This window comes from Pseudomonas sp. D1HM (assembly GCF_019266105.1).
GTDB lineage: Bacteria > Pseudomonadota > Gammaproteobacteria > Pseudomonadales > Pseudomonadaceae > Aquipseudomonas > Aquipseudomonas taetrolens.
Genome location: NZ_LRMN01000005.1, coordinates 93,761 through 98,883, shown reverse-complemented (window position 1 = coordinate 98,883; position 5,123 = coordinate 93,761). Strand labels below are relative to the sequence as shown.

Here is a 5,123-nt window from a genome sequence, read left to right as displayed (position 1 = left end):
AGGAATTGAAATGTCAGTGTTACCCGAACTGGAAGCGTTTTTGGAATTGGTTGAATTGAGCCGCATGACCGGCAAGAGCCAGCCGATGCACGAGATGACACCGGCCCAGGCCCGCGCTGAATTTGACCAAAGCTCACAGGTGTTTGATCTGCCTGTAACCGATGTGGACAGCTACGACCTGCGGATTCCGGCGCGCGATGGGTTCAGCCTGCGGGCGCGGGTGTATCGCCGGCCGGGGCTGGAGGCGGAACTGTTGCCTGTGGTGGTGTATTTTCACGGCGGCGGCTACGTGATTGGCAGCCTCGACAGCCATGACGCGCTGTGCCGCCGGTTGGCTTCGGCGGGGCATTTTGCGCTGCTGGCGGTGGATTACCGGCTGGCGCCGGAGTGGGTGTTCCCCACCGCGGTACACGATGTCTGCGACGCGGCCAACTGGCTGCTGCGCGGCGGCACCGAGCACGGTCTGGATCCTACGCGGGTGGCGTTTGCCGGTGACAGCGCGGGCGGCACCTTGAGCACGGTGCTGTCGATACTGGCAGTCACCGATCCGCAGGAGCTGGCCATTATCCCGCGGGCTCAAGTGCTGCTTTATCCGGTTACGGACGGCAGTCGCAAGCGCGATTCCCATGTGCGATTTGCCGAGGGCTATTTGCTCGAAACCGCGAGCATGGACTGGTTCTACCAGCATTACACCCGCAACGCCGGCGACCTGAGCGATTGGCGCCTTTCGCCGTTGCTGGCGGCCGATGTCAGCGGGCTGGCGCCGGCACTGGTGTACCTGGCCGGCTACGACCCGCTGTATGACGAAGGGTTGGCGTATGCCCAGAGGCTCAAGCAGGCAGGCAATGAGGTCGTGCTGCTGCAAGAGCCGGGCTTGACCCACGATTTCATGCGCATGAGCGGGCTGCTGGAAGAAATCCCCGGCATCCATGTGCGGGTGGCCGCGTGGCTGGATCAGCAGTTGGCGGGCTGATCCAGGCCGTCTTATAGCGCTGGGTGCCGGGTAGCGGCGGGCAACTGCACCGGGGTCAGCACCGGTCGTCCGGCATAAAAGGCCTCGAGATTGTCGAGCACCAGTTGCACGGTGTCCTGTGCGGCCTGGGGCGATTGACCCGCGACGTGCGGCGTGAGCACCACATTGCTCAGTACCTTGAGGGCGTCAGGCACTTGAGGTTCGTCATCGAACACGTCCAGTCCGGCCCCGGCGATGCGGCCGTTGGCCAGCGCTTCAACCAGGGCCTGGGTGTCAACCACGCTGGCGCGAGCAATGTTGATCAGGTAGCCCTGCGGGCCCAGGGCATCAATCACGCTGCGGTCGATCAAGTGCCGGGTGTCGCCTCCACCCGGCGTGGCCACGATCAGAAAATCCACCGTGCTGGCCAGCTCAAGCGCGCTGGCGCAGTAGGTGTACGGCGTACCGGGACGGGGCTGGCGATTGTGGTAGCTGATGCTCATGTCAAAACCGTGGGCGGCTCGCCTGGCGATGGCCAGGCCTACGGCACCGAGGCCGAGGATACCCATGCGCTTGCCTTCCAGGGTTGGCAGCATGGGCTTGTTCCATTCACTGCGCCGCACACTGGCGTCCAGTTGGGGAATGCTGCGCACCAGTGACAGCAACAGCGCCATCGCGTGATCGGCGACCGTCGGGGCGTTGGCACCGGCACCGTTGGTCACGGTAATCGCTCGATTGCTTGCCGCCTGCAAATCCACCTGCTCATAACCGGCGCCGATCACGCAGATGATCTGGAGCGAGGGCAGGGCGTCAATTTCATCCGCTCTCAGGCCCAATGGGCCGCGCGTCAATACGGCCTGGATGCGGCCGCCATGTTCGGCAATCGCTTCGGCGCGGCTGGCCGGTGTCGGCGCTCGAATCAGTTCAAATCCCGCCTGCTCCAGCAGCGGCAAGTAATCGTTTACCGCTTCAACCAGCACCAGCACTACATGGGGCATCTGTGTCTCCAGCCTTGGAATGTCGAGAGGGCACGAGGTTAGCACCTCTGGTACAGGGGTTTGCGTGGGGCGGGTCGAGGAAAAGTGTGTTTTTTCGGTTTTTTCGGCTGTGCGGCAGGGGATCTGGGCTCACCGGGCCGTCCTGTGCTGGAGCCGGGCCGGGTCGGCCTGTTACCATTCGCCCTTTGTTTTATCTCCACTTCGAGACCGCCCATGACCACCGTTCGCACGCGCATCGCGCCATCGCCCACCGGCGACCCCCACGTCGGCACCGCTTACATCGCTTTGTTCAACTACTGCTTTGCCAAGCAGCATGGCGGCGAGTTCATCCTGCGGATCGAAGACACCGACCAGTTGCGTTCGACCCGCGAGTCCGAAGAGCAGATCTACGACGCCCTGCGCTGGTTGGGTATTACCTGGAGCGAAGGCCCTGACGTTGGCGGCCCGCATGGCCCTTATCGTCAAAGCGAGCGCAGCGAGATCTACAAGAAGTACACCCAGCAACTGGTCGACATGGGCCATGCGTTCCCGTGCTTCTGTACCGCTGAAGAGCTGGACCAGATGCGCGCCGAGCAAATGGCCAAGGGTGAAACCCCGCGCTATGACGGCCGTGCATTGCTGCTGTCGAAAGAAGAAGTCGCGAGCCGCCTGGCCGCTGGCGAGCCCCACGTGATCCGCATGAAAGTGCCGACCGAGGGTGTGTGCGTGGTGCCGGACCTGCTGCGGGGCGATGTCGAGATCCCGTGGGACCGCATGGACATGCAAGTCCTGATGAAGACCGACGGCCTGCCGACGTACTTCCTGGCCAACGTGGTCGATGATCACTTGATGGGCATCACCCACGTCCTGCGTGGCGAAGAATGGTTGCCTTCGGCGCCGAAGCTGATCCTGCTGTACGAATACTTCGGTTGGGAACAGCCGCAGCTGTGCTACATGCCGCTGCTGCGTAACCCGGACAAGAGCAAGCTGTCCAAGCGCAAGAACCCGACGTCGGTGACGTTCTACGAGCGCATGGGCTTCATGCCTGAAGCGATGCTCAACTACCTGGGCCGCATGGGCTGGTCGATGCCGGACGAGCGCGAGAAGTTCTCGTTGCAGGAGATGGTCGACAACTTTGACCTGTCCCGCGTTTCGCTGGGCGGACCGATCTTTGACGTCGAGAAGCTGTCCTGGCTCAACGGCCAGTGGCTGCGTGATCTGCCGCTGGAAGAGTTCGCCAGTCGCGTTCAGCAATGGGCGCTGAACCCAGAATACATGATGAAGATCGCGCCGCTGGTCCAGGGCCGGGTTGAAACCTTCAGCCAGATCGCGCCATTGGCCGGATTCTTCTTCGCAGGCGGCCTGCAGCTGGATGCCAAGCTGTTCGAACACAAGAAACTGTCCAATGATCAAGTGCGCCAACTGATGCAACTGATCCTGTGGAAGCTCGAGAGCCTGCGCCAGTGGGAAAAAGAGCCAATTACCGCCTGCATTCAGACGGTGGTTGAGTCCCTTGAATTGAAACTGCGCGATGCCATGCCGCTGATGTTCGCTTCGATCACGGGCCAGGCCAGCTCGGTCTCGGTTCTGGACGCGATGGAGATCTTGGGGCCGGACCTGACCCGTTTCCGTCTGCGCCAGGCGCTGGATCTGCTGGGCGGCGTGTCCAAGAAAGAAAATAAAGAGTGGGAAAAGCTGTTCAGCGCGATGAATTGATCCGCGTTTAATAATCCGTAGCGGCTGGCGAAGGCTGGTTTTGGGGCGTAGCCTTCGTAAAGGCTGAGTGCAGGGTTGACTGAAAAATCGCGCATTCAGGTTTTACGATGGCTTTGCAATCGAACGCAGCCGCGTTCCTTCGGCAGCTGCTACGGCATTGCGGTTGAGACTTGGGCCCGTATTTACGGGGGCAGGAGGGTAAGTGGTTGTTCTCACGGCAAATTTTTTTAAAAAACTTTTAAAATAAGTTTGACAGCCTCCCGAACCGGTCTTAATATGCGCCCCGTCCACACAGCAACACGCAATACTGACTGTTTGGGGCTATAGCTCAGCTGGGAGAGCGCTTGCATGGCATGCAAGAGGTCAACGGTTCGATCCCGTTTAGCTCCACCAAATTTACAGTTCAAGGTCTGGCCACACCGGCCTTGAATTGATCAGCGCTCAGCACTGGTCAGTTGTATAGAAGGGTTACGTCCCCTTCGTCTAGTGGCCTAGGACACCGCCCTTTCACGGCGGTAACAGGGGTTCGAGTCCCCTAGGGGACGCCAGTTTTACAGAAGCAGCACTTCGGTGATGCTCCGCCGCCAGGCGATAAATCGGGGCTATAGCTCAGCTGGGAGAGCGCTTGCATGGCATGCAAGAGGTCAACGGTTCGATCCCGTTTAGCTCCACCAATTTACAGTTCAACGTCGGGCCACACTGGCGTTGAATCGATCAGGCCAAACGCCTGATCACTGTTAGAAGGGTTTGTGTCCCCTTCGTCTAGTGGCCTAGGACACCGCCCTTTCACGGCGGTAACAGGGGTTCGAGTCCCCTAGGGGACGCCACGATTACCCGCTCTGCGGGATTTTTAAGGGTCATTCAATTATTGAATGGCCCTTTTGTTTGTCTGGCGTTTGCCCGATCCTGACCTTTTACACCCGTCTCAGCCCACCCCATGCCTTTGCGCAGGCGGGGTGCGTTACACTGCGCCCTTTATGTGTGCACACGGAGACAAGGCATGAGTTGGGATTTGGCGACACCGTTCATCATTGATCTGCAAGTGCAGGCCGAAGACATCGACGGGTTTGGCCATGCCAATAACGCCGCCTATGTCGTCTGGCTGGAACGTTGCGCCTGGCGTCATTCGCAACGACTGGGGCTCGACCTTGCCGAGTACCGCAGGCTTGACCGGGCAATGGCCGTGGGCCGGCACGAGATTGATTACCTCGCCAGCGCCTATGAAGGCGACGAGTTGCAACTGGCGACCTGGATTGTCGATTGTGACCAGCGCCTGCGCATGACGCGTCGCTTCCAGTTGGTGCGCCCGAGCGACGGCAAGACCTTGCTGCGCGCTCAAACCACGTTTGTCTGTATCGAGCTGTCCAGCGGCAAGGCCAAGCGCTTGCCTGCGGAGTTTCTCGAAGGTTATAGCCCGGTGGTCGTGACGAGCTGAACGAAGCCCCGTAAACTGCCGCACGTTTTTTATGAGAGTCACC

General features: G+C 60.4%; 4 protein-coding genes and 4 tRNA genes. 7 read left to right on the top strand and 1 reads right to left on the bottom strand.

The window, feature by feature from the left end:
- The first annotated feature begins 10 nt into the window (after positions 1-10).
- Complete coding sequence (locus AWM69_RS07625) at positions 11-973, top strand: alpha/beta hydrolase (protein WP_218726146.1); 963 nt, start codon at positions 11-13, stop codon at positions 971-973.
- A gap of 11 nt (positions 974-984) precedes the next feature.
- On the opposite strand, the gene AWM69_RS07620 is transcribed toward AWM69_RS07625, so the two are convergent.
- Entirely contained in the window at positions 985-1,950 is a 966-nt protein-coding gene (locus AWM69_RS07620) for a 2-hydroxyacid dehydrogenase (RefSeq protein ID WP_218726145.1), read from the bottom strand.
- 213 nt (positions 1,951-2,163) lie between these two features.
- On the opposite strand from AWM69_RS07620, the gene gltX reads away from it, so the two are divergent.
- From gltX to AWM69_RS07590, 6 genes are all read left to right on the top strand, one after another.
- Positions 2,164-3,645 carry a glutamate--tRNA ligase gene (gltX, locus tag AWM69_RS07615; protein WP_131653040.1) on the top strand — a complete coding sequence of 494 codons (1,482 nt, stop codon included), beginning with the start codon at positions 2,164-2,166 and terminating at the stop codon, positions 3,643-3,645.
- 317 nt (positions 3,646-3,962) lie between these two features.
- Positions 3,963-4,038, top strand: a tRNA-Ala gene (locus AWM69_RS07610).
- A 79-nt stretch (positions 4,039-4,117) separates the two neighbouring features.
- Positions 4,118-4,193: transfer RNA gene (locus AWM69_RS07605), tRNA-Glu, on the top strand.
- A 50-nt stretch (positions 4,194-4,243) separates the two neighbouring features.
- Positions 4,244-4,319, top strand: a tRNA-Ala gene (locus AWM69_RS07600).
- A gap of 77 nt (positions 4,320-4,396) precedes the next feature.
- Positions 4,397-4,472, top strand: a tRNA-Glu gene (locus AWM69_RS07595).
- A 173-nt stretch (positions 4,473-4,645) separates the two neighbouring features.
- Positions 4,646-5,080: a thioesterase family protein gene (locus tag AWM69_RS07590; RefSeq protein ID WP_131653039.1), complete on the top strand. Its 435-nt coding sequence runs from the start codon at positions 4,646-4,648 to the stop codon at positions 5,078-5,080.
- Positions 5,081-5,123 lie beyond the last annotated feature (43 nt).